Origin of the sequence: Halovalidus salilacus (assembly GCF_031852275.1) — an archaeon.
GTDB lineage: Archaea > Halobacteriota > Halobacteria > Halobacteriales > Natrialbaceae > Halovalidus > Halovalidus salilacus.
The window spans coordinates 34,301-57,010 of record NZ_CP134700.1 but is presented as its reverse complement, the minus strand read 5'-3'; the positions used below and the strand labels follow the sequence as shown (position 1 = coordinate 57,010).

Below are 22,710 nucleotides of genomic sequence, written 5' to 3'. Positions count from 1 at the left end.
TCATGGCCAAAGCAACACCACCAGACGCGGGTGAAGAATTGGAAACCGTCACCGCCCCGGATGGGACTGAGATCGCCTACGAACGGACGGGGAGTGGACCACCACTCGTGCTCGTTCACTGTGCTACCGCTGACCACAGAGTGTGGGAACTCTCCGACGTCCGTGCTACCCTCGCTGAGGATGCCACGGTATACGCGATTGACCGGCGCGGTCGTGGAGGGAGCGGTGACGCCGAGGCGTACGAACCAGAACGGGAGTTCGAGGACGTGGCTGCAGTCGTCGAGTCGATTGACGAACCAGTGACCCTCCTTGGTCATTCCGCTGGTGGATTCTATGCCCTAGAAGCGGCCATGCGAACTGACAATCTTAGCGCGCTGGTTCTGTACGAACCGCCCATGCCGATTAACGGGTATGGGGTCGGCTCCGAAGCGGCTCGCACCGAAATGCTGTCGCTACTGGAAGCCGGGGAGACCGAGCGGGCGTACGTAGTCTTCATCGAAAAAATCGCGGAATGGACGCCAGAGGAAGTAGACGCAATTCAATCGGCACCGATGTGGCAGGAGTACGTAGATGGGTTCCCACGACTGATTCCGAAGTATGCTAAAATCCCGGACTACACCTACGATCCCGTACGCTTTGCAGAGTTGACCACGCCGACCTTGCTATTAGCCGGGAGCGAAAGCGGTCAATGGGGGAAAGAGACGACTGAAGCGCTTGATGACGCACTCCCGAACAGCCGCGTCGTCACCTTCGATGGCCACGGTCATGCGGCGATGCTCACCGCGCCGGATCGCTTCATCGACGAGATACGCACGTTCATCCGGAAAACGAACTAACGAGTCTACGGTCAAATTCTCTCAGCACTTCTTCCTGTTCGACGTGTGGGGATACTGCCACAGCTGATTTGCCTGGAGTAAATCGAATAAAGGAGATTCGAAATGACGGATACATCCTCAGTATCTCACAGATTATTTCCGGCAGAATTATGGGGTGCTTCCAGTCGATGCCGTATGCAGTGCACGAATGTGGAACGGGGTGGGAGCCGATTTGTGAAGGTCAGTGAGCGCTCAGTGTAGTCTGCGTATCTGTCGGTGAAACACTCTCCTGGTACTCACGGAAGGTAAGTGGCGAGAAAATTGATGATGCGGTCAAGCCACTCATTTTTTCCTCCTTCTTCATCTGAATCTCTGCCGTCTTCGGGCTCGGACATACTCTCGAACACTACACGTTATCTCATATTATTTCTACCTCATCGGATACGTAGATGAATGGCCTGCTCAGTGGCACCCCTGTATCTTGCACACGCGTTCTGGCAACTGTTGGAGAGACCGAGTGAGGTATGCGAGATACACAGCACCATTGTGGTACGAACAGAATAAGGGCTACTCGACGTACTGTGACTCCCACTCTCGCCGTTTCTCAATCAGTTCCTCTCCGGACTCGTTGAGATCATAGTAGTTCGTCCGTCGGTCGAGCTCGCCTTTCTCGACGAGTTCCTTGTTGACAAGGGTGTCGAGATTCGGATAGAGCCGTCCATGATTGATCTCGCTACTGTAGTACTGCTCAACCTCCTCTTTGACCTCTTGGCCTGATGGGTGATCGAATCCCGCGATAACGTACAACAGATCACGTTGAAACCCAGTGAGTTCGTCCATCTCACACGACATTCCATCAGTCGTGGTATTTGTTATCACCCCCGTATCCAACGGCGAATTCCCGTAATCGACGGGTACAGAGAAACTACTGATCGCTCTACAGCAAGGGGAGAGCAGTACTTACCCTGTTTTCACGAACTTCGCGTTACCGTTCAGATCAATCGTGACCCTGTACCCGGAATAGCTGAACGGAACCTCCAGTTGGGCCTCTGGGGCCGGAGGATGAGCAAAGCGTTCAGTGAGTATTCCATCTACACAGCGATAGATCGTGGGCACCTCGGTCGAATCCACTCCTTCAAAATCCATGATAGCCTCAACAACCTGCACGGCCGGATTATTACCCCAGAATTAAGTTCACAATGGACGAATTCCTGTTCATTTTCGCCTGACATTTTCATATAGGCTATCAGGGGATGCTGATAAAGTCAATTGTGGTAGCTAAGACAATACCTACACCAAGTAAACAAGTCGAATTAAGATACTACTGGTTAAAAGGCACAAACTCGATCAATAGGTAGGTCCACTGAGCGATGATTCACCCGTCCCGGCGCGGAATAAACGGCATCGTCGTGCTGAACGTATGCTCTGAATCGATCACACCACTTCTAACAGAAGCTGAGTAGTTGAAACGATCCGTGCTGTACTCACAGCGCGTATCTTGTTTGACTCCCCTACGGCATCTGCGGAAGGGCCACATAGTCAGACGGCATAAAGAGGGTGATGGAGTCACCTACAACGGAAAGAGGGGTGTCTGACGTGATCGTGTACGTCGACCACTCGACAGTACGTGACGGGAAACAGGACGAACTCAAGGCAGCGATGACGGACCTGGTGGAGTTCGTTGACGCCAACGAACCCGACATCCTGTCGTACAACGTCTTCTTCAGTGAGGACGGCACCCAAATGGCCGTCGTGCACACGCACGCCGATTCCGCATCATTGGCGTATCATCTGGAGGTTGCCGGTCCCAAGTTCCCCCAATTGGCGAGTTCATCAAGCTCGAGGCCATTGACATGTATGGGCGGCCAAGTGAGGAACTCGTCCACAAGTTTAAGGCATCAACACTGGGACATGGGCGTGTATCGATACACGACCACCACGACGGAATCGATCGGATCCCTATCGACAAATCTGTCTGCTGACCCCATCCACTGTAGTTAGCACCCCGTTGTTGCCACCCTGTCAGAGATACATGGCCGCTTCGGTAGCTGTTTGCCAGTACTGCCCAATGTGACGTCCCTGGGCGTATCGCAGCGAACACCACACTCGTCTTGGTCGAGGGAGCACACCAGACCAAGAGGGTTCCACGCTCCACCCAGAGCCCCTTTAGCGACCGTCGGAACAACAGCGCTTGCCGAGCTCCCGCCTTCGCTACGCGTCTGTGTGCCCGGCAAGTTCCAGGTACGGTGCCACCACACGCCGCTCGACGGCTAACGCCACAGATTCCGCGTCTGCATCGTAGTGGATCAGTCCGATGTCCCTCAACTGGGGCAGATGGCAGTGGGCCAGGTCGGTGAGCACCCGCTCATACCACTCGTATGATGGCTGTGCCTCTGTGATCGCGATGTACTCGGCCAGGTCACCAAGTGAGATCGCCACGGGTTGCTGTGCCAGGTATGCCACGGTGAGCTGCCGGCGTTCGTGTGCGAACGCCGTGAATAGCTGTGTGGGGGTAAGTTCGTGCCGGGTGTCCTTCCGCTGGTTGGGGTCGGTGGTTTTCGGCATCATGGCTAACTAGGGTACTGTACCTACACGGCGCTCCGCCCAACATGTCTCGTCGGCCGACTTCAGCAGAGTACGTCTACCCCCGCTATGTGAAGCTGTCACATAAACCTTATTGTTCGATAAACGTGCTAGAAAACAAATAGTCACTGTTTTCGGTCGGTCAGTAGCTGGCTCCAGACAGCACCGGTTTCTGCTTACTCGTCCAGCAACGTCGGGTCGAACGTCCGCTCCGCCGGCGGCACCTTCTCGATGGTCACATGCCAGTCCGGGGCATCAGCGACAGGCCCACTAATCGTCCACGTCCCTTCGACCGCCGCACCACGTCCGAACGCGGTGAGGATCATTTCTTCAAGTTCTTGTTCGAACGCAACCGTCGCGTCAGGAGCGGGAGTTGGAGGGTCAGTGGATTCCATGATGGTGGAGGATTCAGCACAGAGAACCGGTGCCGGAATCACACCTATTGCAGGTCGGGAACAACGATAACGGTGTCGTCACTCTTAGCGAGCCATGGAATGGGGACGTCCCGCTGCCACGCCAGCGACACCGGTACCAGCCTGGGAATCGTTGCAGTTGCCTGGCCGGAAGAGACAGGGTGTTCCAAGTCAATCGGTTGTCCCCTAACTGTTAAGACTGTCAGCCCTGTACGTCCGTGTAGAGCCATGTCGGCAGACAAGCGTATCCCAGTGACCGAGGAAACCAGAAGGGAACTCCACGATCTGAAAAAGCCCGGCCAAACGTACGACGATCTGCTGAAGCAACTCGTTCAGCAGCGGCGTCGGCAGGATTTAGAACAGCGCTTCCGAGAGTTGGAAGAGGCGGACCGCGACGAGTTGACGCCCCTCTCGGATGTCTGAGTACGATGTCCTGCTCGGCGATCAGCCGCGCGAGTTCCTCGACGTCGCTGACGAGAAAACCGAGCGAATCTGCACGGAGAAGTTGGGTTACCTCGCGGACAACCCGTACCCGGGCCGCGGCCGTGGGGACAAGGAAAAGCTCCCCATCGACGGCCGCCGCGACCGGTTCCGGATGCACCTCTCTCGGACCTACACAGCCATCTACACGGTCCTGGAGGACGAAAGAGAGGTGCGGGTACTGGAAATCGTCCCAATTGACGAGGCGCATAAGCGATACGGTTTCTGAGTTTTCGATTTCAGCGTTATTCAAGGTGGAGCCTCCGGCCTCAAGGACCGAGATGCGTAGCGCCGAGGGAGTAGGGTGGGGTAGTTTACTCCTCGGTCGACGACTTCCGGCGAGTTTCTCCACGAGGACGATGGGCGAATCACGGCCGTCGATGTCGAAAGCGGCATCGCCTCCTGCGGAGAGACAAAGCACGAGGCACTCGCAATGCTCGCCGCCGCGCTCACGTTGAACGCCGGTGGCGGCGACCTGGTCACCGACGATGACCTCGAGGATGTCGTCCGGCGACACCAGGAGGAGCGTGCCGACGCCGCGTTCTTGGTCGAGGACGTGCCGTGGGAGGAGGCGAGTCGGTACGGGGTCTGTGATACGAACAAATTTGGCGAGATCACGGACGTGGTTGAGAAGCCCGACGAGCCGCCGTCGAATCTGGTGATGACCGGGTTCTATACCTTTTCGCCCGCCATCTTCCACGCCTGCCACCTGGTGCAGCCATCCAATCGCGGCGAGTACGAGATCAGCGAAGCCATTGATTTGCTGATTCAGTCGGGCCGGACGATCGACGCGATCGGAATGGACGGGTGGCGCATCGACGTTGGCTATCCCGAGGATCGGGATGGCGCTGAACGGCGGCTGCAAGAGGGCGAGGACACTGACGAGGATGCAACCCTTGAGTACGCGTCCGACTGACCCTCCCAGCTACTTAGTTAGCTCCTGTTCGTCGCGCCGGTCTCATCTCATCTGCGTGGTCGTCGCCTCTTCAGGCCAGCTGCGAGCTGGGAGTGTGACCGAGGGGCACTCCGCACTGAGGCGGGTCGAACTCGAGGTTGAGCGATACATCATCACTGTTTCTAGTCTCTGAGACGGGGCGCTAGACCGAGGAGCAGGGTGTCAGACGGTGTGCGTGTCGATGGTGTCACGCTCCCTCCTGTACAAAAAGTTGAGGAGGTACGCACCCAGCAGCGGGAGACCAGCCGTCACGATAACCGTGAACTGGAAACTGTCGTCGGTAAGGAGGAGGAACGCAAACGTCAGGAGAGTAACCCCAACGAGGGTGAACTGCAACGTGATGATAGCAGTGATGAGGGGCCCCTCGAACCGGCCGGCAGAAAATCGAAGCTTCGGCGTTGGGAGTTCCGCCTGGTCAGCGGTCATCGTCCACTCCTCTGTGTTCCCTCTCCTCGTGACGGCTGGCGGAAAGTCCGTCTCGAGGGCGTGCTCGATCGACGTTCATAGTTGTCTCACGGAGTTAACCCCTCTTAAATTCTAGCGATAAGTGATATTTCCTGGATTCAGGGTCAGGTGCACCTGCCAATGATGGACGAGTCGCCCGCCTTGAGCGATCGTATCGGAACTCCTGAAGTGGTGAGTACCCCAGACCGCGATCGAGTGGTGGTGGCGAACACCAGTCCGTCGATCCGGGGGTGTACCAGGTATTGATGGTCGACGGAAAGTAGGTTGTGTGAGAAGCCCTTTGAGGCGCCTAGCGCCGAGAAATCGGCATGGTTTCAGACGAACCGTTGTGGGGTTGAAGCGGTTTCATCGCCATCCTCGACCTCGGTCTCGTAGGCGGTTTCAGACGAACCGTTGTGGGGTTGAAGCCGTCGTCTCCGAATCGGCCTTTGATGTACGATACGAGTTTCAGACGAACCGTTGTGAGGATTGAAGCCAGCAGACGAGGATCTATTTTCGCTACGGCAGGAGGTTTCAGACGAACCTTTGTGGGGTTGAGACAGTCGCATCGCTGGATAGCATCGAATTTACCGGAATTCTGCATCTCGACGTCCCACGCGTTCCGGACGTACCGGTTGAGTCGGTGGGTCCAATCAGCCGATGCGGAATATGCACATCGATTCGCCATCTCTCTCCACAGACCCAACAGCACTACTATAAATCATCGGCTCGGACCAGTCATGCATGCCTACCGGAACCGTTCGGTTTTACAACCCAAAGGAAGGGGACGGATTCATTTCGCGACCGGAACCCGGACGCGACGTGTTCGTCCACATTCGCGACAGCGACGCCTCGATTCTCAAAGAGGGGGTAACGGTCTCGTTCGAGCTTGCGTTCGGTGACCGCGGCCCTCGCGCGCTCGCGGTTGAACGAGTCGATTCCACCTGAGCGTCCGCGCTGGAATCGACGTCCGATGGTGACTCGAGCAGCCGTCGAGTATCGCCGGGAGGCGATGCAGTCACCTGAGCACGTCGTTCGCCCCGAGGTCGTCCGCGTCCGGGTCGTCTTGGGTTCCGGTGACAGCTTGAGGGCGCCAGCGGAGACGACGATCCCCGACGAACGCACCGAGTTGGAAACCCGGTCGGAGCCGTCTCCGGTGCGCACGGTGGATCCACAAGCGGCTCGTATGCCAGACTCCCGCTCTGCGGGCCCGTCGGCGTCTTCTCGGTATGTCGGCAGAAAGGCAGGCGAAGCGACCGTTCAAGGTACCGATCGGCGCGAGATCGCCGTCGGTGTTACCCCGTGTTCACCACTCGATTGCGCTCCGAATCTCGAAATCGGCCTCCGGTGTGGCGAATCGATCCGGCGCGAACGCGTCGGCGTTGAACGTCGGTGGGGTCCCGGTAACGAAGTCGGCGATCAGGTGACCAGCCACGGTACTGTACATGATTCCCTCACCGTTGAACCCACAACACGCGTAGATTCCGTGTGGGTGAATCTGTCCCACAAGCGGGTGCCGGTCCGGTGTGGCAGAGCACAACCCCGCCCACTTTCCAGTGATATCACTATTGGTGAGTTTTTCGGAGATTTTCGGGGCTTTCTCCGCTACGTCCTGCAGGTACGCTTCCCGAGCCGAGTCGTCGAACGTCTCCGGGTCAAGTTCCGTTTTGCCCGTTCCGCCGCCGATCAGAACCTCCCCGTTCGCTTCCGTCCGGTAATAGAGGAGCAGGTCCGGATCGTTAACCAGTGGGAGGTGCACCCTGGATTCCGGGGCTAGCGTAACGATCTGACTAATCCGCGGTTTGAGTGGCAGCGTGACACCAATCTCGAGAGCTAGTGCTTTGCTCCACGCCCCTGCAGCGAGAATTACCGTCGATGCAGTGTAGGACCTCTCAGACGTTGCTACACTCGTCTCGCCGTGTGCGTGTGGCGTGATCGATTCGACGGCTTCAGTGTGTAGGTCCGCCCCAAGCGCCAGTGCGTTCTCTAGGACGGTGATCGTCGCCGTGTATGGATCAAGTGAGAATCCATCTTCGAACATGAATGCGAGTTCGATATTATCAATGCGGAGATCCGGAACGCGTTCGCCGAGTTCCTCAGCCGTGAGCAACCGTGACTCGACGGCTGTTTCGTCATGCAGTCGGTTCAGGTGCGAGACCGAGTCCTCTTCGCGAGCGAACGTGTAGGCGTCATCGTAGCGAAGTTCGAGCTTCGTCTCCTGGGCCATATCCTCCCAGAACTCAATGATATACTGATGTTCTGGCGGATGGGTGCCTGTACTCAGGAACTGATCGGGCGTTATGAACCCGGCTGCACGGCCACTTGCTTTACTTGCCGGTTGATCTTTTTCGAAGATGGCGACATCCTCGATTCCAGCGGCGGCGAGATGGTATGCACAGCTGGCGCCAGCAACACCCCCGCCAATAATAATGGTGTCAAAATCGGTCATGATCTTCGGTTCCCTCCGCTCCGCTCACTCGAGATCGACATCGTACACTTCAGCCGCCGCGTCGCGGCTAATCTTTCCATCACGGACGTCTTCACGAACCGCTTCCGGATCCCGGTCGGTAGGGTCTCCCCACCCGCCCCCACCTTGGGTTTCGATGGTAAACGATTCACCGGACTGGAACGGTTCACTCCCAATCAGGCACATCTCCCACTCATCACCATCGGGCTGCCAGCCGCCGATCACCTCCTCATGCTCGGTTCCGTAGTTTTTGAGCAATCGGCCTAAGCCTCCAGCGTGGCCATCGTTCACACCGGGGGTTCCCTCTTTTGTCCGACTCGTTTCGACGCTGAGTTCGGCGTAGCCGTGGAACACAAACGTTTCACGAAGGCCCAGTCCGCCACGGTACTTCCCTGCCCCACCGGAGTCGGGAATGAACTCCCGTCGCTCGACGGTCACGGGGAAGAGGAGTTCGGCGCGTTCAACCGGCAGATCCATACAGTTGCCGAGCGGATCCGCGGTCGTCTCCATTCCATCACCAGACGGCGTCCCACCCCACCCACCTGGTGGCAGATCCGACCATACGTAGGCGTCGTCCGTCTTTGGATCTTCCTGTTGGACCGTAAACCAGTTACATTCAGAGTACGTCGGAGCGACGATCTCGTCAGGGATCGCCTCCGCGAGCGCTTGCCAGATGACCGCACAGATCTTGGACGCTGCAAACGTCGTACAGCCGATCACGGGTCGGGGCCAGTCGGGATTCACCCACGAGCCTTCGGGGAGTTCAATGTTGATCGGCCGATACATGCCGGCGTTGGGGGGAGCGGCGGGATCGGTGAAGAACTTGAGGGCGTAGTAGACTGCCGAGTGCGTGTTTGCTTTCGGTGAATTTACGGACCCGGGCACAGCGTCGTCCGTCCCGTCGAAATCGACGGTGATCTCATCTTCCTCGACGATAAGTGTCACATTGAGATAGATCGACTCTTTCGTAATTCCGTCACAATCGCCATAGTCACGCGCTGTATACTCCCCATCGGGGATGTCGCGTATCGCCTCCCGTGTCCGTGCTTCGGTGTACTCCAATACCTCTTCCATCCCCTGTCGGACCGTTTCTGCCCCGTATTTCGTCTCGAGACGCTGGAGTTCTTTCTTGGCGGCCGTCAGTGCAGCCCGGTGGGCCTGGACGTCGCCTTCGATGTATTGTGGGACGCGTGTATTGCTTTTCAAGATCTCGAGCAGGGTCTCGTTCAGCTCGCCGTTGTCGACGATTTTGGACGGTGGGATGCGAAGCCCTTCTTCTGCGAGATGGGTTCCCCACGATTGGCCGCCGGGCCCACCGCCGCCGAGATCCGTCCAATGCCCACGGCTGACGCCGAAGCCGAGCAGTTCATCCGAACTATCATAAATCGGTTGGGTCCACGTAACGTCGTTGATATGGGTTCCGCCGTTGTACGGATCGTTCAGCAACACGATATCGTCTTCGCCGAGTTCGTCAACGCCGAACTCCGCGAGCGAGGCTTCGGCACTGAAGTGCATGGCCGCGAGGTGGACCGGGCAGTTCGCCGTTTGCCCGACCAGATCGACGTCCGGTGTGAAGATCGCGTTCGAGAAGTCCACCATATCATAGATGATCGGCGAGAACGACGTGCGCTGGAGCACCGTACTCATCCGATCTGCGGTGTGTTCGAACGCGCTCCGCAGTACTTCGAAGGTCACTGCATCGATGTCGGTTTTCCGTTCTGATGTTTGAGCCATTGTTGAATTCTCCATTACTTCGTGGTGATAACGATGTTCTCGTGGTCGTCGACCGCCGCGTTCATTCCCGGATTGAGGGTGATCGTCGAGTGAGCGTCCTCGATGATGGCCGGCCCCTCAAGTTCCGACGCGGGTTCGAGCCCGTCCCGATAGTAGATCGACGTGGTCTGCCATTCGCCGTCGAAATATACCTCCCGGGTGTCGGTGACGTCTCCACCGCTGGCGGTTGTACTCGGGCTTCGGAACTCGTGTTCGACCGTTTGCTTGCGTCCGACGGCCCGCAGATTCACGAACGTCACAGGGAATTGGTCGGAGGCGATCCCGTACTCCTGTTCGTGGCGCTCGTGGAACGTCTCCAGCAGTCGGGTGATGGTCGCCGAGTCGAGGCTGCCGGCGGGGACGGGGACATCGACTTCGTAGGTCTGGCCCACGTACCGCATCTCTGCCACCCGCTCGACGTCGACGTCCGACGGGTCAATCCCCTCCTCGTCGAACGTCTCCCGGATCGCCCGTTCGAGTTCCTGGAATTCGGCCGCTAACGTGGACGGGTCGACTGCTTCGACGGGGGTGTAGAACGTCTTATCATCATTATGTTGGATATCCATCATCGTGCCTCCGACCGCCGAGAGGACCCCCGAGGCGCTCGGTACCACGACGGAGGTGACGTCAAGGCTCCCGGCAACCTCGGCTGCATGCATCGGTCCACAGCCACCGAAGCCGACGAGGTAATAGTCGCGCGGATCCTGCCCGCGCTCGATCGTCGTCTCACGGACGGCCGCGGCCATGTTTTCGTTCGCGATCTTCAGGATACCTTCCGCCGCCTCGAGGACGTCCATTCCCAGCCGCCCGGCGAGGTCTTCGATCGCCTGCGACGCAGCCTCCTTGTTGAGCGAGCGCTTGCCGCCCAGAAAGGTCTCCGGATCGAGCCGCCCGAGTACGAGGTGGGCGTCGGTGATCGTGGGCTCAGTGCCGCCCTGCCCATAGCAGACCGGCCCCGGATCGGCACCCGCACTCTGGGGGCCGACCCGCAGTGAGCCGCCCTCGTCGATCCACGCGATACTACCACCACCGGAGCCGATGGTGGTCACATCGAGCATCGGCTTGACCAACGGAATGTCGAATTTGACCTCGTATTCCGTTGTAATGAGCGGCTCGCCCTCCTCGATCAGCGAGACGTCCGTCGACGTTCCGCCCATATCCATGCCGATGACGTTCGATTGCCCGAGGACGTCGCCGATCGCTTGGCTCCCCCTCACGCCTGCGGCGGGCCCAGAGAGGATGGTCGATTCGGCCTGCCGTTTCGCCTTCGCCGTCCCGGCAACGCCGCCGTCCGACCGGATCACGTAGAACGAGCCCCGAAAGCCTTCGTCGGCGAGTTTCCGGTCGAGTTTATCTAGATACCCCGCCATGACGGGCTCGAGGGCGGCGTTCATAATCGTGCTATTGAACCGTGCAATCGAGCCGAGTTTCCGGCTTAGTTCTGACGAAATCGCGACGTAGAGGTCATCGACCTTCTCCTCAAGGATCTCTTTGACCCGATATTCGTGTTCGGGGTTCGTATACGAGTTGAGAAACCCAACCGCGACGCTACGGATTTCATCTCGTTGGAACTGGTCGGCGAGGTCATACACGGCCTGTTCGTCCAAAGCAGTCGTGACGTCGCCGGTTTCGTCAATCCGTTCAGGCACCGTAAAGCGGTGGCGCCGCGCCGTCAGGGGTGCCGGTTTCGATTGATACGGATTGTACAACTCCTCGCGGTGATACCGGCCGATCTCGATGAGATCACGAAAGCCGTCGGTCGTAATGAACGGCGTCGCCGCATACTCCCCTTCAATGACCGCGTTCGTGGCGATCGTACTCCCGTGCATGAACGTGTCCACTGCCGTCAGATCGACGTCCGCCGCTTGCAGCGCGTGCATGACGCCCTCGGTCGGATCACCGGCCGTCGTCGGGACTTTCTCCTGGACCGCCCGTTGTTCATCGCTCAACCACCCGTACAGGTCGGTGTGTGTCCCACCGACATCCACTGCAATTGTGGACATACCACACGTCACTCGAGAAACACCCTTATACCGCGTGGGTGGCCGAACACGGCCCCCATTCCCGCCCGGCCTTTACTCCACCCCCTTCGCGCCACCACCACGCGCGGTCTTCCCCCCCCGACTGAGATATCGCCGTGCGATCAGTACTCGAGATTCAACTCGATCGTATTCGCGGCTTCGATGACCGCTTGGCGCATCCGTTGTTCGTATTCGGCATCCTGCAGTCGAGCCGTTGGGCCGGCGATACTCACGCCAGCATAGACCGTCCCATTCTGCGTAATGGGCGCACCAATCGCCCGGACCCCTTCTACTTCCTCAGCGTTGTTATACGCATAGCCCTGGTCCCGAACGCGCTGGAGTTCCTCGAATAGCCGCTCCCGGTCGGTGATCGTGTTCCCGGTCTGGGCGGGCAACCCATGCCGGTCGATGATCCCCGCTACCGTTTTCTCATCGAGATTGGCAAGAATCGCCTTCCCGGCCGCGAGAAAGTGGAGATACGTACGCAAGCCGCGGTGGCCACTCGTCTGGACCGCCTTCTCGCCTTTGGCCCGGTCCACGTACACAGCCCGGCCGTGTTCCTCGACGATGAGCCAAACGACCTCGCCCGTCTCGTCGGCCGTTTGTTCGAGGCTCGGACGGGCAACCGACGCGACCGCGTTGTTCCGCATCGTATACATCCCATGATCGAGAAACTTGAGACTCAAATGGTAGGTCTTGTCCTCCTTCGTCACGTACTCCTTTCGCTCGAGGGTCGCAAGATAGGCGTGAACGGTACTTTTCGCGAGGTCGAGCTCGTCGGCTAACCTCGTGACCGTACACCCATCTTGCTTCTGCAGCGTTTCAATAATCGTGAAGACCGTATCGGCCGTCTTCACGGTCCGAGACATGTTTTGACCTGACATACGCCTACCATCGATAGTCGAGTACTAATACCTACTTTATTCCAGCAGACAGAATACTAATCTTCTGGTGGTGCGTTCGGTATTTGTGAGGTGGACTCGTCCACGGTCGAGTCTCGAAAGCACCAATAAACTCCAGCGGGAGTCGGTGGGACCGAATCCGACAGTCTTGTTCCACCAGGTTTGGGTTACAACTATTCCAACTCTGTTCGGTATTTACTGGCGGCTACTCCGAGTCATCTCCACGAGTTCGGGAGGGTATAGCCGTAGAATTGGTGCACTGTCATAATCGCAGCTAATCCGACAGGGGTCGCCCAGCCGATTCCTCCTCCTTGTAGCTCCGCTCCTTCTCAGCGAAATTACACCGGTTTTGACGGTCGATCGAAGCGTATCATGTGGTTGCTAGGCGTGGAGCCGCCGCAAGGGCGTCGAGAGCTCTCACGAGCCGTCCTGGACCGCTCTCACGTTCATACTGAAGTGCTCAGCCGACGGCGTCGCATATCTCGATCGATAGCCGCATCGTGGGCCCGTCGCCGGTCCACCCGCGGTCGCCGGCCGTAGACCCACCCTCGGGAGCGACCGCACTGAAAACTGGGTCCGTCTCGACGACGCCACTGACCGCGACCTCCTGACCGACGTCGTCATCGGCGTTCGCCCCGAGGTCGTCCACATCCGGGTAGGCCTTGTATTCCGGCGATGGCTCAAGGGCGCCAGCGGAGACGACCACCCCGACGAACGCCCCCTAGGAGAACGACAGTGACACCGAGGTGGAGGGCCGGTCGCGCCAGTCGCTGGTGAGCACGGTGGACTCGCGAGAGGTAGCTGGGCCTCAGGAATGCTCGGTGGCATGGCGGTGCTCTGACGGACAACGGACCGACGGTTGGACTTCTCGGTGAATGGCGCACCCGAAGCCTCGGCGACCGCCTCGAAGTGACTCAGAGCAATCCAGCCGTTGGCGCCCTTTCGCGCGGAAAGAGCCGTCGGTCCCCGGGATGGTAGCGGAGGACGTCGTGGCCGTGAGTCTCTCGCTGACACGGTCGCCGCACAAGGCCTGAAATCTTCAGGGAGTCGCGGCCAATCCCGGTGCGGTGCAGTCGATGGTGTGCTCGTGGCCCCCTGTCTGAACGTACTGATACCGCAGTGATACATTCTCCATGATCAGAAAATACTTGACTCGATACTATCATTGGATTGGTATGCAAGCAGTTGTACTGGCTGCAGGGAAGGGGACACGGCTGCGACCACTGACTGAAGACAAACCAAAAGGCCTCGTTGAAATCGACGGGGAACCGATTCTGACCCACTGTTTCGAGCAGCTCGTCGACCTCGGTGCAACTGAGCTGATCGTCGTTGTCGGCTATCTCAAAGAGCAAATCATCGACCACTACGGTGACGCCTACGAGGGGGTGCCGATCACCTACTGCCATCAGCGCGAGCAGAAGGGGCTCGCACACGCGCTGTTGACCGTCGAAGAGCACGTCGACGATGACTTCATGCTCATCCTCGGAGACAATATCTTCCAGGCGAACCTCGAGGATGTCGTCCGGCGACAACAGGAGGACCGGGCGGACGCTGCGTTCTTGGTCGAGGACGTGCCGTGGGAGGAGGCGAGTCGGTACGGGGTCTGCGAGACGAACAAATTCGGCGAAGTGACCGATGTCGTGGAGAAGCCTGCGGATCCGCCGTCGAATCTGGTGATGACCGGGTTCTATACCTTTTCGCCCGCCATCTTCCACGCCTGCCAGCTGGTGCAGCCATCCAATCGCGGCGAGTACGAGATCAGTGAAGCGATCGACTTACTCATTCAGTCGGGGCGGACGATCGACGCGATCGGATTAGAGGGGTGGCGCATCGACGTTGGGTATCCTGAGGATCGGGACGAGGCCGAACGGCGGCTGCAAGAGGGCGAGGACACTGACGAGGATGCAACCCTTGAGTACGCGTCCGACTGACCCTCCCAGCTACTTAGTTAGCTCCTGTTTGTCGCGCCGGTCCCATCGGTCATCTGCGTGGTCGTCTTTTCAGGGCAGCTGCGAGCTGGGAGTGTGACCGAGGGGCACTCCGCACTGAGCGGGTCGAACTCGGGGTTGAACGATACATCGTCATTGTTCCGAATCTCTGAGAAGGGGCGCGCACGAGGAGCTGGGGGTCAGACGGTGTGCGTGTCGACGGTTCTTCTTCGCGTATTTGTTCGCGAAGTAGCCAAGGCCCGCGACTCCGACCGCAACCACAGCGAAGATCAACCACCAGGAAAACACCCTCACCACACTGCCACCAAACATGCCCACCCCGTCAGCGTTCCTGTCAGGCCCACTGAGAACGTTCGGGAGCTCGAACACGAGTGGTGTGATCGAATACACCGAGATCATCCACCCATTTCAAGCAGGGGACGGGCGGGTGCTCTAGCGCTTCTGGTCGCGGAGGTTGGTAGTCGCTTCCAGATCTACCTCCTGCGACTCGGTAAGAACGACCCCATAGACGTCCTTGGCACGCTCCTCGCTGACGAGATCGTCGACAACGTCTTCACGGACCTTTTCGGGGGGTCGGTCGAGCGGATCGCCCCAGCCGCCGCCGCATGGTCCAATCAGCGTGATTCGCTGCCCGTTCGAAATCGGTTTGTTGGATAGCTTTGACCGAGGCGTCGACTCGTCAATTTCATCCTCCACGAGAAGGGCACCAGGAGAGCCATCCTCACCGCCAGCGAACCCCCACGGCGGATATTTGCTCCCGTCACCTTCGATCGAGAGTCGCCCGTCGCTCTGATACTGCAGTTCGCGGATCGGTCCGTACCCACCGCGATATTCACCAGCTCCTTCTTGGTCTTCACGCAGCTCGTATCGGCTCACCCGCAGGGGGTAGTGGGTTTCGATATCCTCAATGGGGTTATTCCGCGTATTCGCATATAGCGTGTCTACGGCATCGAGTCCATCTTTTGTCGGCCGAGCGCCGTAGCTGCCCGACGAGATATCCATGTAGACCCAGTACTCATCATCGTCCGTGACCCCACTCGTCGTCGCGACCTTCAGGTTCCCGACACCGGCGCACACTTTCTCCGGCACGACCTCCGCGAGCGCTTTGAGGGTGAGATCGGCGATCCGGTTGCCCGGCGTGAACCGCGCAATGGTTGGGGCCGGAAACCGCGGATTGGCGATCGACCCCTTGGGAGCGTGGACCGAGACCGGGCGTGTGATGCCGTCGTTCTGCGGGACCATTTCGAACGACTCCGTATCGAGAAGGGTGGATCGGATCACCAAGAGGACGGCCGGAATGACCGTCCCCGCAAACGGCATATTGATGGGCTTGTTATCGAGTTGGTCGTCACAGCGCGACAGGTCGACAGAGATCTCGGATCCATCGATCTCCAGATCCACTGCTAAGAAGATGTCCTTCTCAGCCGGGTTCTCCGAATCGAGATAGCCGTCGATATACCCTTCGGCGGAGTAGGTGCCGTCTGGGAGGTCCTTGATTTCGGTTCGCAGCATGCGCTCCGAGTAGCGCATCAGCGCTTGACCGGCGATCTTGACGGTATCGTGGCCGTGCTCGTCAAAGAGGTCGTTGAGCCGTGACGCGCCGACCCGGGCCGCGGAGATTTGGGCCTCGATATCGCCCATAACCATATCCGGGGTGCGAATATTGTCGGCAATCATCTGCCAGGCCGTCTCGTTCCGTTCGCCACCTTCGACGATCTTGAGCGCGTCGAGTCGGATGGATTCGCTGTACGAATCAACCGTTTCGATGATACATGTGCCCGGTTTGTCAGCGCCAATCTCGAGGTGGTGGGCCGTCGTCACGGAAAACGCCGTGAGCTCGCCGTCGTGGAACACCGGCACGATCAGCGCAAAGTCCGGGGCGTGACTCGCACCGTAATAGGGGTCATTGTGGATAATCACATCCCCGTCGGTGAAGGTCTCGCCTCGCTCTTCGAAGAGTTCGATAACGCCCTTGACGTATGCCGGAATCGGTCCCATCTGTAGCGGGGTGCTGTCCGTTTCACAGAGCTGGCGGCCCTGTTCGTCGAGGAGCGCACACCCGAAGTCCTCGGATTCACGGATGATACTTGAATAGCTCATCCGCGTCAGCTTATGCCCCATCTCGTCACAGATGTTGATGAGACTGCCGCCGATGATGCGCCGAGTGATGGGATCGATTTCGGCTTCCGGGTCGTCACTTTCGAGCAGGGGACTCGTCTGCTCGGTAACCGTCTGGGATGGATTGGATTCTCTGGACATGCTGACTCACTCCGTTTGGTTGAGTTCGATATCACCGTACTCGAGAACGTGTGCCGTGAAATCCGGCGGGATGACGATTGTCGAGTCTTTCTCGCTCACGATCGCCGGCCCCTGAATCTGATGGCCGGCTCTGAGTGACGAGCGCTCGAAGAACTGCGTCTCGTACGCATCGGTCTCGCCATCGTGACGGAAGTGGACGGTCTCCGTCGTGAGAACACGGTTCTCAACGGGCTCAGTTGCGGCGGGGAGGCCGACTAGCTCGGACGACGGCAGGGTACCGTGGCCCGTCACCCGTTCGTTGACAACTTCGATCGGATTCTCCGGGAAGTTGTGTCCGAACTCGGCTTGGTGTGCCCGATGGAACCGCTCGCGAAGGGTCTCGAGCTCGTCTACGTCCCCGTTCGTCCCGACGGGGATACTGAGTTCGTATCCCTGCCCGACGTACCGACAATCGGCGGTCATCTCAAGATGTATCTGTTCGCGAGCGACCCCGTCCGCTTTGAGCTGCTCCCGCGCTTGCGCGAGCAGCTCCGCGTAAGTGTCGGCAAGGCTCGCGTGGGTTACCTCGTCGAACAGGGAGAACTCAGTATTACTATAGTCGTACTGGAGATCCGTCGTCGAGAGCCCCACTGCCGACAGGACGCCGGGGTTCACCGGAATCAGCGCACGCGGGATGTCCAACTCGCGGGCGAGATCGGCTGCGTGCATCGGCCCTGCGCCGCCGAACGTGACGAGCGTGAACTGCTCGGGATCGCGGCCCTTCTGGATCGTCTTCGTTCGGATGGCGTTCGCCATACTGTTGTTGACGATGTCCAAGATGCCGAGACTCGCTTCGACAGGACCCATCCCGAGCGGGTCCGCGATCTGCTCAGCGACCGCGTCTCTGGCCGCATCGACCGCCAGATCCATCGCTCCGCCGAGGAAAAATCCTTCACGGACACGGCCCAGCGTCACGTGTGCGTCGGTCACCGTCGGTTCGGACCCGCCGCGACCGTAGCTTACCGGCCCGGGATTGGCCCCGGCTGATTTTGGCCCGACACGAAACGCACCTCCCTGGTCGAGATACGCGATACTACCGCCGCCGGCGCCGATCGTCTCGATATCGATCATTGGGGCCAGCACAGGATAGCCCCCAATTTCGGTCTCGCGGACGTTTGCCTCGACGATCTCTCCATCGTCGATAATCCCAATATCGGCGCTCGTCCCGCCCATATCGAGGGTGATTGTATTCGTCGGCTGGTCGGGCGGCGTGTTCACCTCGCTTCGCCACTTCCCGCCGAGAATCCCCGCAGCCGGACCCGACAGCAGCAGGCTCACCGGCTTGTTGGCGACCATCTCTTCGGTCGCGATCCCACCGTTCGACTGCATGATGTGGAGATCAGCGCTGATGCCGAAGGTTTCGAGGCCCTCCTTGAACCGGGCCAGATACTCCGTGACGGCCGGGCCGATGAACGCGTTCATCGCGGTAGTCGTGAACCGTTCGAACTCTCGGAATTGTGCGTACACCTCACTGGAGGCGGTCACGTAGGCATCAGGATGGACCTCCTCGACGATCTCCTTCGCGCGTTGTTCGTGAGCGTCGTTTAGATACGAAAAGAGGAAACAGACGGCGATGGCGTCGATCCCCTCCGCTTTCAATTCGGCTGCCGCCTCGGCGACCGCGTCTTCATCGAGGGGGAGTTCGATGCTCCCGTCGGGCGGCGTAAGCCGCTCGGAGACCGTTTTCCGGTGCCGTCGTTTCACCAGGGGCATGGATTGCCACGGGATGTCTTGTTGAATTGAGTAGTTCTGTGGGCGCTGATGCCGACCGATATGCGTGATATCGCGGTAGTTCTCGGTCGTGATCATTCCCGTCGGGACACCGTCGTGTTCCACCACGGCGTTCGTCGCGATCGTCGTCCCGTGGAGGAGATACTCGATCTCACCCGGCGGGGTGTCGGTCAGCTCGCAGATGTCGCGGATGCCTCGCAATGCCCCGTCGGATGGATCGTCCGTGGTGCTGACCTTATGAATCGCTTGTGCTTCAGTTTCATTATCGATAAGATAAATATCGGTGAACGTCCCACCGATATCTACACCAAGTATTGTCATTCCGTGCCGAGACAACTGCTCCCACAGATTATGGGTACCGTGGTAGCGGATATCCCGAGGAGGTATGCGAACATCTTTATGCGCATTGTCGGGTGCGATGTCCTCGAAGACGGTTGCTGGTCGGTTGAAGGAATGGGGCCATGACCGCAGTTGGGACGGAGTGGGACCGAGTCGTCCATCGGAGCGGTCAAGGGGGCTCTCCCACTCCGCTCCTAGCTGGTGGGCAGCCCTTCTCGTCGGCCAGGCGGTCGCGGGTGCGCGCTTCGCGGTGGCGGAGCTCCGTGGGTCGCCACGTGCAGCACCAGCTCGTCGGCGTTCCTCGCGCCGGCACTCGCGATACTGATCGCCGACTATCGGCTGGTCAGGAACCGCGTGCATGCCTCGATGCGGTGGCCACCAACAGTCGGGCCTCGCGCTTCTGGTCTGGCCGTGGTGGCTCGCCCTTCTGCCGTCGGGGCGCTGTTTCTCAGAGCCGGCACCAGCAGGCTGCTGATCGATCGCTCGTGGCTGTTCGGGTGCCCCGTCGGGGTGGGCACCGCCCTCCTCCGGCGCCCCGTCGAGCTCGATCGGGATCGCTCGGCACGGATGGCCCCCACGGCCGCCCACCGCGCGGATTGGGGCGTGGCGGTCGACGTCGCGTCACGCACTGGTCTGCGGGCCCGACGCCGGCTAGAACAGTAAACTACGAATAGCCACTCTTGGTACGTGCTCTCACGACAGGCAGATGGAAATCGATCAACGCCGACTGCGGGATGATCTCGAAACCACGGCCTCGTTCGGGGCGATCGACGCTGATGACGGCCACGGCCGAACCGTCCTCACAGGGACGGAAGCTGATCAGCAAGCCCGCGACTATCTCTGCGAACGGCTGCAGGAGGCCGGCCTCGAGGTGCGGATCGACGCGGTCGGCACTATCGTCGGCCGCTGGACGCCGGCCAGTGCCGAGCCGGATGCCGCGCCAATCGCCGCCGGAAGTCATCTCGACTCGGTCCCGGCCGGCGGCATCTTCGACGGCCCGCTGGGGGTCTACGCCGCGCTCGAAGCGGTGCGAACCCTCCAGGAAACGGAGCGGGCCCTTGACCGGCCGATCGAAGTCGTCAGCTTCACCGAGGAAGAAGGCACGCGGTTCGGTGCACTCCTCGGGTCGTCCGTCGCCGTTGGCGAGCGATCGCCGGCGACGGCCCTCGAGCGCACGGCCGCCGATGGGACGACGCTCGAGGACGCACTCATCGAGATCGGCTATCACGGCGACGCGACGATCGACGCGGCCGCGTGGGACGCCTGGCTCGAACTCCACATCGAGCAAGGGCGCCGCCTCGAACGGGCTGGGACGCCGGTCGGTATCGTCTCCGCGATTACCGGCATTCTGCATCTCGACGTCCGTATCGACGGCGAGGCGAATCACGCCGGCACCACACCGATGGCGTACCGGACCGATCCCCTCCCGGCCGCCGCAGAACTCGTGTTAGCCGTCGAAGACGCAGCGACCGACCTGCTCGCGGAGAGCGACTCCGTCGTCGGAACCGTCGGCCGACTCGAGGTCACTCCCAATGCGACGAACGTCGTGCCGGGGACCACCCGACTCGGCATCGATATCCGGGATGTCACGGCTGCGACGATGACCGCCGTTCGCCAGCGCGTCGAGGAGACGCTCGCCCGGCTGGAACGCGAGCGTGGCGTCGAGACGACGCTACGCGAGACGGTCGCGATCGATCCAGTGCCGATGGCGTCCCGCTGCCAGGAGGCGCTCCACCGAAGCGCCGAGCACACCGGGATCGACGCGCCGACGCTCCACTCCGGGGCCGGGCACGATAGCATGCACGTCGCTGCCGTCACCGATGCAGGCATGCTCTTTGCGCCGTCTAAAGCGGGACTCTCGCACAGTCCCGCCGAGTGGACCGACTGGGACGACTGCGCCCAGGCGACCGCCGTGCTCGCCACCGCCCTCGCCGACCTCGCAACGGGGTCGCCCGCCGACTGACGATCGCACTCCGAAGACCACAGCCAGGGGGTCCTCGGGACTCGGGTTCCGAGCCACCACGGAGCGTGGTCGATCGCAGGCTCGATCGAGGGACCCGCTTCTGGCTCCGTGTCACCTCCTGACGACGGACCGATCCTCGCTGGACGCGTGCACCGGTTGGCGTCGCTCCGCAAGTCAGCGTACCGGGGCCCCGTCACGGGGCCGTACGGCTGGGTTCTGCCGCGTTCGGGGTTTCAAGGGTAGAGCGGCCACGATCACGCGGTCGCAGAGGACTGGCATTCGAGCGAGTCACGGGCTATGAGGCGGGACCGACTCCCGGCGCCGGTGAGAAGTCCGCGGCACCGCCGTCGACGCTGGTGCTGGCCGGCTGCTCCACGTTCTCCCCAGTGATCGTCCACGTGGGTGCATTAGTCCATCCCTCGAGTCGCGGCAAGTATGAGCACAGCGAAGCGATCGACGTGCTCAGTCAGTCGGGCCGAACGATCGACGCGATCCGCCACCCGTCGAGGCGGATCGACGTCGGCTATCCCGAAGACAGGGATGAGGCCGAAGCACGGTTGCGTGAGCAGACGAGTGCCGAGACAGTCGTCGCCGAAGACGACTAGTACGGTTCAAACGGCGTCTCAGCGTCCTAATCAACTCTCCTTCGCTCCAGGATTACGAGTTCCGGACGAGGGGATCGTACCACTCCCGATTATCGCGATACCACTCGATGAACTGTGAGACGCCTTCGCGGATGTCCGTCGTCGGTTCGTAGCCGAGCAGGGCGTTCGCCTTGGAGATATCGGCGTGCGTGTGGTCGGCATCGCCCGTTCGCGGGTCAGCGAACTCGAACTCGAGGTCGGGATCGATTGCGTCGCGGATCACCTCAGCGAGCGTTCGGATGTCGATGGTGTCGGTCGAACCGACGTTGAGAATCTCGCCGTCGGCGCTGTCGTCGGTGAGCAGCTGGGCGTTGACCCGTTTTACATCGTCGACGTAGGTGAAGTCGCGCGTCTGGGTGCCGTCGCCGTAGATGACCGGGGGTTCGCCGTGGAGACAACGAAAGAGCAAGCTCTTTCGGGCCTTCGTTCGCTCCGCTCACGAAGACACCGGGAGACGAAGTTGGACATCGCCATATTCGGCCGCATGCGGGGTCCGTAAACGGTGAAGTACCGCAGTGAGACTGTGGGGAGGCCGTACACCTCGTGATAGACGCGCGCGTACTGCTCCGTCGCGAGTTTGGACACCCCGTACGGGTAGACGGGCGTCGTCGGGTGCGCTTCGTCGTAGGGGAGGTACTCAGGTTTGCCGTCGACCGACGAGGAGGAAGCACGACCATGCGGTCGACGTCGTGTTTGCGCGCCGCCTCGAGGAGGGTGAGCGTGCCGTCGACGTTGTACGCGTTGACCGTTGTCGGTTCGTCGACGCTCGTGCGAACGCCTGCCTGGGCGGCCTGGTGGTAGATCACGTCGGCTTGAGCGACGAGGTCGTCGCCGATGTCCCGGTGAGTGAAACCCTGACGAGGTCGTAGCTGCCGTCACTGTTGACCGCCGATAAACCCGGCGACACCTGTGATGAAAATCTGCCTTACCGAC

20 protein-coding genes and 2 pseudogenes are annotated in these 22,710 nt (G+C 60.1%); 9 read left to right on the top strand and 13 right to left on the bottom strand.

The features are described from left to right. Positions 1 to 2 precede the first annotated feature (2 nt). Entirely contained in the window at positions 3 to 836 is an 834-nt protein-coding gene (locus RJT68_RS00280; protein ID WP_407038395.1) for an alpha/beta fold hydrolase, read from the top strand. Positions 837 to 1,382: 546 nt separating this feature from the next. On the opposite strand, the gene RJT68_RS00275 is transcribed toward RJT68_RS00280, so the two are convergent. Next, entirely contained in the window at positions 1,383 to 1,655 is a 273-nt protein-coding gene (locus RJT68_RS00275) for a PadR family transcriptional regulator (RefSeq protein WP_407038394.1), read from the bottom strand. Between the two features lie 120 nt (positions 1,656 to 1,775). Further along, on the bottom strand, positions 1,776 to 1,982 hold the full coding sequence (locus tag RJT68_RS00270) for a HalOD1 output domain-containing protein (RefSeq protein WP_407038393.1): 207 nt from the start codon (positions 1,980 to 1,982) through the stop codon (positions 1,776 to 1,778). Between the two features lie 429 nt (positions 1,983 to 2,411). Between RJT68_RS00270 and RJT68_RS00265 the strand changes: the two genes are divergently transcribed. Then, a complete protein-coding gene (locus RJT68_RS00265) occupies positions 2,412 to 2,816 on the top strand; it encodes a hypothetical protein (RefSeq protein ID WP_407038392.1) in 405 nt (134 codons plus the stop codon). Positions 2,817 to 3,026: 210 nt separating this feature from the next. On the opposite strand, the gene RJT68_RS00260 is transcribed toward RJT68_RS00265, so the two are convergent. Together RJT68_RS00260 and RJT68_RS00255 are read right to left on the bottom strand one after the other, a co-directional pair. Next, entirely contained in the window at positions 3,027 to 3,380 is a 354-nt protein-coding gene (locus RJT68_RS00260) for a DUF7344 domain-containing protein (RefSeq protein WP_407038391.1), read from the bottom strand. A 194-nt stretch (positions 3,381 to 3,574) separates the two neighbouring features. Then, a complete protein-coding gene (locus RJT68_RS00255; RefSeq protein ID WP_407038390.1) occupies positions 3,575 to 3,793 on the bottom strand; it encodes a hypothetical protein in 219 nt (72 codons plus the stop codon). A gap of 246 nt (positions 3,794 to 4,039) precedes the next feature. Here RJT68_RS00255 and RJT68_RS00250 point away from each other — a divergent pair, with 246 nt between their 5' ends. The 3 genes and pseudogenes from RJT68_RS00250 to RJT68_RS00240 form a co-directional block, all read left to right on the top strand. After that, complete coding sequence (locus RJT68_RS00250) at positions 4,040 to 4,234, top strand: hypothetical protein (RefSeq protein WP_407038389.1); 195 nt, start codon at positions 4,040 to 4,042, stop codon at positions 4,232 to 4,234. Continuing rightward, on the top strand, positions 4,227 to 4,520 hold the full coding sequence (locus RJT68_RS00245) for a type II toxin-antitoxin system RelE family toxin (RefSeq protein WP_407038388.1): 294 nt from the start codon (positions 4,227 to 4,229) through the stop codon (positions 4,518 to 4,520). The genes RJT68_RS00250 and RJT68_RS00245 overlap by 8 nt, the downstream gene beginning before the upstream one ends. Before the next feature lie 123 nt (positions 4,521 to 4,643). After that, positions 4,644 to 5,207 (top strand): annotated as a pseudogene (locus RJT68_RS00240) (sugar phosphate nucleotidyltransferase); the annotation flags it as partial. A gap of 201 nt (positions 5,208 to 5,408) precedes the next feature. On the opposite strand, the gene RJT68_RS00235 reads toward RJT68_RS00240, so the two are convergent. Further along, positions 5,409 to 5,672, bottom strand: a complete 264-nt coding sequence (locus RJT68_RS00235; RefSeq protein WP_407038387.1) for a hypothetical protein — start codon at positions 5,670 to 5,672, stop codon at positions 5,409 to 5,411. 762 nt (positions 5,673 to 6,434) lie between these two features. On the opposite strand from RJT68_RS00235, the gene RJT68_RS00230 reads away from it, so the two are divergent. Then, positions 6,435 to 6,638: a cold-shock protein gene (locus RJT68_RS00230; protein WP_407038386.1), complete on the top strand. Its 204-nt coding sequence runs from the start codon at positions 6,435 to 6,437 to the stop codon at positions 6,636 to 6,638. A 358-nt stretch (positions 6,639 to 6,996) separates the two neighbouring features. Here RJT68_RS00230 and RJT68_RS00225 read toward each other — a convergent pair whose 3' ends face one another. The 5 genes from RJT68_RS00225 to RJT68_RS00205 form a co-directional block, all read right to left on the bottom strand. Then, on the bottom strand, positions 6,997 to 8,139 hold the full coding sequence (locus RJT68_RS00225) for an NAD(P)/FAD-dependent oxidoreductase (RefSeq protein ID WP_407038385.1): 1,143 nt from the start codon (positions 8,137 to 8,139) through the stop codon (positions 6,997 to 6,999). Positions 8,140 to 8,163: 24 nt separating this feature from the next. Then, the gene (locus tag RJT68_RS00220; protein ID WP_407038384.1) at positions 8,164 to 9,891 is read right to left on the bottom strand and encodes a hydantoinase B/oxoprolinase family protein; all 1,728 of its coding nucleotides are present in this window, start codon (positions 9,889 to 9,891) and stop codon (positions 8,164 to 8,166) included. A gap of 14 nt (positions 9,892 to 9,905) precedes the next feature. Beyond that, complete coding sequence (locus tag RJT68_RS00215) at positions 9,906 to 11,933, bottom strand: hydantoinase/oxoprolinase family protein (RefSeq protein WP_407038383.1); 2,028 nt, start codon at positions 11,931 to 11,933, stop codon at positions 9,906 to 9,908. A gap of 140 nt (positions 11,934 to 12,073) precedes the next feature. Further along, on the bottom strand, positions 12,074 to 12,808 hold the full coding sequence (locus RJT68_RS00210; RefSeq protein WP_407038366.1) for an IclR family transcriptional regulator: 735 nt from the start codon (positions 12,806 to 12,808) through the stop codon (positions 12,074 to 12,076). Positions 12,809 to 13,313: 505 nt separating this feature from the next. Beyond that, positions 13,314 to 13,559, bottom strand: a complete 246-nt coding sequence (locus RJT68_RS00205) for a hypothetical protein (RefSeq protein WP_407038365.1) — start codon at positions 13,557 to 13,559, stop codon at positions 13,314 to 13,316. 469 nt (positions 13,560 to 14,028) lie between these two features. Between RJT68_RS00205 and aglF the strand changes: the two genes are divergently transcribed. After that, entirely contained in the window at positions 14,029 to 14,784 is a 756-nt protein-coding gene (gene aglF, locus RJT68_RS00200) for a UTP--glucose-1-phosphate uridylyltransferase AglF (protein WP_407038364.1), read from the top strand. Positions 14,785 to 15,234: 450 nt separating this feature from the next. On the opposite strand, the gene RJT68_RS00195 is transcribed toward aglF, so the two are convergent. Together RJT68_RS00195 and RJT68_RS00190 are read right to left on the bottom strand one after the other, a co-directional pair. Next, a complete protein-coding gene (locus tag RJT68_RS00195; RefSeq protein ID WP_407038363.1) occupies positions 15,235 to 17,061 on the bottom strand; it encodes a hydantoinase B/oxoprolinase family protein in 1,827 nt (608 codons plus the stop codon). Between the two features lie 6 nt (positions 17,062 to 17,067). After that, positions 17,068 to 19,152 carry a hydantoinase/oxoprolinase family protein gene (locus RJT68_RS00190; RefSeq protein ID WP_407038382.1) on the bottom strand — a complete coding sequence of 695 codons (2,085 nt, stop codon included), beginning with the start codon at positions 19,150 to 19,152 and terminating at the stop codon, positions 17,068 to 17,070. A 724-nt stretch (positions 19,153 to 19,876) separates the two neighbouring features. Here RJT68_RS00190 and RJT68_RS00185 point away from each other — a divergent pair. Both RJT68_RS00185 and RJT68_RS00180 read left to right on the top strand, forming a co-directional pair. Continuing rightward, on the top strand, positions 19,877 to 21,133 hold the full coding sequence (locus RJT68_RS00185) for a Zn-dependent hydrolase (RefSeq protein ID WP_407038381.1): 1,257 nt from the start codon (positions 19,877 to 19,879) through the stop codon (positions 21,131 to 21,133). Positions 21,134 to 21,531: 398 nt separating this feature from the next. Further along, positions 21,532 to 21,738, top strand: a complete 207-nt coding sequence (locus RJT68_RS00180; protein WP_407038360.1) for a glycosyltransferase family protein — start codon at positions 21,532 to 21,534, stop codon at positions 21,736 to 21,738. A 52-nt stretch (positions 21,739 to 21,790) separates the two neighbouring features. Here the strand turns inward: RJT68_RS00180 and RJT68_RS00175 are convergent. After that, a pseudogene (locus RJT68_RS00175) lies at positions 21,791 to 22,669 on the bottom strand (NAD-dependent epimerase/dehydratase family protein); the annotation flags it as partial. Between the last annotated feature and the right edge of the window lie 41 nt (positions 22,670 to 22,710).